The sequence below is a fragment of the Desulfonatronospira sp. genome (assembly GCA_003563255.1).
Classification (GTDB): domain Bacteria; phylum Desulfobacterota; class Desulfovibrionia; order Desulfovibrionales; family Desulfonatronovibrionaceae; genus Desulfonatronospira.
Genome location: PWSL01000321.1, coordinates 1 through 5,101, shown reverse-complemented (window position 1 = coordinate 5,101; position 5,101 = coordinate 1). Strand labels below are relative to the sequence as shown.

The window sequence follows — 5,101 nt, the reverse complement described above, 5'->3', positions numbered from 1 at the left end:
ACTGCTTCTTCCGGCCGGTGAAAGGACCTGGCTGACCAGGCTGACCCCGGTTGTGATCAACGGACGACCGGTAAAGCTGGTTGGCAGCGCCCTGGATATTACGGATCTGAAAAATTTCCAAAAAGAACTCCTTGCAAGTCAGGCCAGGCTGTCCCGGGCCCAGACTTTGACCCAGTCCGGAGTCTGGGAATACGACATGGACCAGGGCACCCTGTACTGGTCAAAGGAGTGTGAGGCCCTGTTCGGCCTGCGGGAAGGCGAGTTCGAGGGGACTTATCAGGCGTTTCTGGACCGGGTGCACCCTGAAGACAGGGAGTACGTGAACAGCACAAATCGGCCCATTGTTGAAATGAAGGAAGGCATTACTCTGGAATACGACCATCGCATAGTCAGAAAGGATGGTCAGGTCTGCTGGGTCAGGGAATCAGCCGGGGTTGTGCAGGATGAGGCGGGCAATCCATTGCGGGTGGTCGGCTTTGTGCAGGACATCACCCAGCGTAAAGAGGCCGAGCGGGCCATAATCAAGCAGCAGTCCCTGGAAGGCCTTCTTATGGAGCTGACGGCCGACTCCATCAATGCTCCCCTGGATGATTTCGACCATACAATAAGCCGGCTTCTGGAAGCTGTAGGCAGGTCCGTGGAAGTGGACCGGGTTTACCTCTTCAATTATGACTATGCCCGTAAAATTGCAGTGAACACGCACGAATGGTGCGCTGAAGACATAAAACCGGAAATCGGCAACCTCCAGGCTGTACCCTTTGATCTCATTTCTGAATTCATGCCGGTCCATGAACGGGGTGAGAGTGTTCATATCCCCGATGTCGGCGAGTTGATTGAAAATCCTGGTATGCGCTCACACCTTGAGGATCAGGGCATCAAGTCCATGGTTTCCATCCCTTTGATGGACAACCGGGATTGTCTGGGTTTTGTCGGCTTTGACGCAGTCAGGAAGAAAAAAATTTTTTCAGACACTGAAATGTATCTGCTGAGCTTTATGGCCGAGGTCATAGTCAACCTCATGTCAAGACTGCAGGCCAGCAAAGCCCTTCAGGAAAGCGAGGCCCGCTACCGGGTCATGGTGGATGAACAGGCTGAAGCAGTGTGCCTGTGGTTGCCGGACACGACATTGACCTATGTTAATCGCTGCTATTGCGATATTTTCGGCAGAAAACCCCAGGATCTTATTGGCAGAAAATGGCTTGAACTGATTCCAGAAAGTGAACGGCAGCAGGTTAAATATAGTATAGCCAGTTTACAAAGTACCCGAAAGAAAGAGGAGTACGCACATTTTATTGAAACTTGCTCAGGAGAAATGCGCGTATTCCACTGGATAGACAGCCCTGTTTTTGATGATAAAGGCCTGGTGGTTGAATACCAGTCTCTGGGGAGAGATATAACTGAAATGAGTGACCAGCGCCGGGCCCTTCAGGAAAGCGAGGCCCGCTACCGGGTCATTGCTGAAAATATTGCCATGGGGGTGGCAGTTATTGATGAAAAAATGCGCATCACCAGCGCCAATCCCAGGCTCAGGCAGTGGTTCCCCGGGCTTCGCCCCGAGAACACCCCTCTTTGCTATCACGTCTTTTGCCATACGGCCCGCAAAAAGGTTTGCAGCGACTGCCCTTGTATCTCTTCTTTTGAAAACCGTCGCGTACACCAGGGAATTAAACGCAGAAAACACAAAGGCGGTGAGCAGATATTCCGCCTGACATCTTCGCCGGTACCAGATCCGGAGGGTCGCGTCAGTCAGGTGGTCCTGATGTTCCAGGAGGTCACAGATGAGGTCCTGCGGGAAGAAGAGCTGCGCAACAGGCTCAGTGAGGCGGAGGATCGCCTGGCCAAAGGGGCCCCAGGCGGGTTATGCGGACTGCGCGGGGCAAGCCGGGCCATGGGTGAGGTCTACACCCGGATCAGGACAACGTCCGGTACGGACAGGGTGGTACTGCTCACGGGAGAGACCGGCACAGGCAAGGAGCTGTCGGCCAGAGCCATACATGAATTAAGAGGCCGGGGCGAATTCATGGCTGTCAACTGCGCCAATCTCTCCCCTTCCCTGCTGGAAAGCGAACTTTTCGGACACTGCCGGGGTGCCTTTACAGGGGCATTAAGCGACAAGAAAGGCCTTTTTGAAGCTGCTGGCAACGGCATAATCCTGCTGGATGAAATCGAGGCAGCTCCATCCCGGATGCAGACTGCACTGCTCAGGGTGCTGGAATCCCGGGAAGTCACCAGGGTGGGCGATTCCCGGCCCCGTTCCATTGGGGCCAAGGTCCTGGCCGCGGCCAACCAGGACCTGGAGGCCATGGTGGAAAAAGGCCGGTTCAGGGACGACCTTTTCTATCGACTCTGCGAAACAGTCATCCACCTTCCACCCCTGAGGGAGCGCACTGAGGATATATCTATCCTGGCCGAGCATTTCCTGGAAGAATACAACAGGCTTTCCTGGAGGCGTCCCCGTCAGCTGTCTCCCAGAAGCATGGAGCTGCTGTGCGGATACAACTGGCCGGGCAATGTACGTGAACTGCGTAACCTGGTGCATACCCTGGCTGAAACTTCCCCGGCACCCATGATCCGCCCGGCAGATCTTCCAGGCTGGCTGGCCAGCGGCACAGGAGGGTTCCCCACCTTGGAAGAGCGGGAAAGAAAGGCTCTGCAGGATGCCATGGACCAGGCCTCAGGCAATAAAGCAGAGGCTGCCCGACTCCTGGGCGTCTCCCGCAAGACCGTCTACTCCCTCATGAACAAGTACGGCTTGGACCAGGGCTTATGGGGTCGGACCTAATCAAGTTATTGAACTAATTGATTAAAAGACCTCTACAGGCCCAGAATATTGCCTTAGTTGCTGATTGAGTATTCTTTTCTTTTGATTGGGTTGCGGGAAATGCCAGCATTAGATAAATGCACCTCGTTCCTCGGTGCAGGCGCCGAGCTGGGGCTCAGCATTCCCCAGAAAAAAACAAGAAATCTCAGGCAAAGGCGGAAATGGTCGCTGTGATTTGACATTATATTGCTTGATCTGTAAATGTACGGCGACAATCGGAGAAAAAAATGAATCTGTCTGACCTTTTTGCCATTCAGGCCTTGCTGGTGGGGAATCTGCCCGCGACGAGGAGGTTTTTGTTTGAGCGGATCAATTGGGATAACCGCCTGATCTGTCTTTATGGCGGTCGGGGTGTGGGCAAGACAACGCTCATGTTGCAGCGTCTCAAGGACTGCGAGCAGGAAGGCGGCAAGGGGCTTTACTTCGCGGCTGACCATATCCAGGTTACGGCCATGGGCATCTATGACATTGCAGCGGAATTTTTTCGCCACGGCGGTGAAGTCGTGTTCATAGACGAGGCCCATAAGCGGCCTGACTGGGCTCAGGAGATCAAGTCACTGTATGATTCGTTTCCCAGTGGCCGCCTGGTGGTTTCGGGCAGTTCGGCCCTGGCCATGCAGACCGCCAAATACGATCTTTCACGACGGGCCTTTTACCGAATGCTGCCGGTTCTCTCCTTTCGCGAATATTTGAGCATTGTCGCTGGAAGAGAGTACCAGCCCGTGACCCTGGAAATCTTGTTGCGCGACCACCAGCGCCTTGCTACGGATGTTCTCGGCTCCGGCCAGGTGCTCGGGCATTTTCGGGAGTACATCGAAGCCGGGGCGTATCCTTTTGTGCTTGAGGGCAAGGCAGAGTATCTCCAGCGCCTGGAAAACGTGATTGAAAAAACGTTGTACGAGGATTTGAGCCTGGCAGAGGGCCGCAGGTCCGGGGGGGTTCGGGTCATGAAAAAACTGCTCTGGCTGGTGGCCACGTCCCCGCCCATGCAGTTGTGCATTGAGAGTGTGGCCCGTGATGTCGGTGTCAGCCGGCCCACTGTCTACGATTATCTGGCCGTCCTGGAACGAGCCGGGCTGTTGACCACAGTCCCGCCTCACGGACATGGGGCCAGGCTTGTTCGCAAGGATTCCAAGATTTTTCTGGAAAACACGAACATGTTGTGGGCCATCAGCCAGTCCCTGACCCGAACCGATCCACTGGGCAGCCTGCGCGAAACATTTTTCGTCAACCAGCTGCTCTCCGCCGCTGCGCGGATCAGGGTGGCGGCGCGAGGCGATTTTATTGTGGACGATACATATACGTTTGAAGTCGGCGGCAAAGGCAAGGGCTTTGGCCAGATCGAGGTGACGCAAGACGGCTACGTGGTCAGGGACGGTCAGGAAGTCGGCCATGGTCGAGTTCTGCCGCTGTGGTTGTTCGGGTTTTTGTATTGATGGCCCGAGTGCTTGTACGTTCACGTTCGGGGTCGGACCTAATTAGGCGTTGGGGGTCGGACCTAATCAAGTTATTGAACTAATTGATTAAAAGACCCCTACAGGCCCAGAATATTGCCTTAGTTGCTGATTGAGCATTCTTTTCTTTTGATTGGGTTGCGGGCAATGCCAGCATTAGATAAATGCACCTCGTTCCTCGGTGCAGGCGCCGAGCTGGGGCTCGGCATTCCCCAGAAAAAAACAAGAAATTTCAGGCAAAGGCGGAAATGGTCGCCCGGCATTGGGACCTCTGACCTCTGACCATAACTCCTGAATCCTGACCCCTGACTCCTGAATCCTGAATCCTGACCCCGGGGACTGTCCCAGTTATGGCTACGCATTCTTTTCTTGCTACTTGGGTTGTGGGCAAGGCCAGTATTAGTTGAGAACTTTGTTTACCAGTTGATCAAACTCTTCCACTGAGTTGACACGGTGTGTTTTTTTGAAAAGCATATTAAGGATATCTAAGGATTGAATGGATTTAATCTTTTCAGATAATGATTTTCCAACCACATCAAATCTTTCAGTTAAACTTTCAATGATATACTGTTGAGCATTTTTGATTTCACCTTGATGCTCCCAGTAAGGTTTTTCTTTTGAAATTGCTTCGCTAATTATTTCTTGTGCTGCAACACCGTACATTTTTTCACCCCCTGCAAAGTTTGACTGCAAAAGCACCTTTTGCAGTCGCAGGAATCAGGAGTCAGTAAATACAAAGAGTTATGGATATGTTTTTGCAGAATAAGTATCTGTCAGACTTTTTGCAAGAAAATCTGATATAGTCAGCAACAACATTTTTTCTTTT

General features: G+C 52.9%; 3 protein-coding genes. 2 read left to right on the top strand and 1 reads right to left on the bottom strand.

What is annotated here, in order from left to right; all coding sequences use genetic code 11:
- On the top strand, positions 1-2,782 hold a 2,782-nt coding region (locus QZP87_RS09355), incomplete at its 5' end, for a sigma 54-interacting transcriptional regulator (protein WP_291322654.1).
- A 266-nt stretch (positions 2,783-3,048) separates the two neighbouring features.
- Entirely contained in the window at positions 3,049-4,257 is a 1,209-nt protein-coding gene (locus QZP87_RS09350; RefSeq protein ID WP_291322653.1) for an AAA family ATPase, read from the top strand.
- 417 nt (positions 4,258-4,674) lie between these two features.
- Here the strand turns inward: QZP87_RS09350 and QZP87_RS09345 are convergent, their stop codons facing one another.
- The gene (locus QZP87_RS09345; RefSeq protein ID WP_291322652.1) at positions 4,675-4,938 is read right to left on the bottom strand and encodes a hypothetical protein; all 264 of its coding nucleotides are present in this window, start codon (positions 4,936-4,938) and stop codon (positions 4,675-4,677) included.
- Positions 4,939-5,101 lie beyond the last annotated feature (163 nt).

What these genes read in the sequence shown, in the direction of transcription:
- QZP87_RS09350 (WP_291322653.1), top strand. Translation starts at nt 3,049, where the DNA reads ATGAATCTGTCTGACCTTTTTGCCATTCAGGCCTTGCTGGTGGGGAAT.
- QZP87_RS09345 (WP_291322652.1), bottom strand. Translation starts at nt 4,938, where the DNA reads ATGTACGGTGTTGCAGCACAAGAAATAATTAGCGAAGCAATTTCAAAA.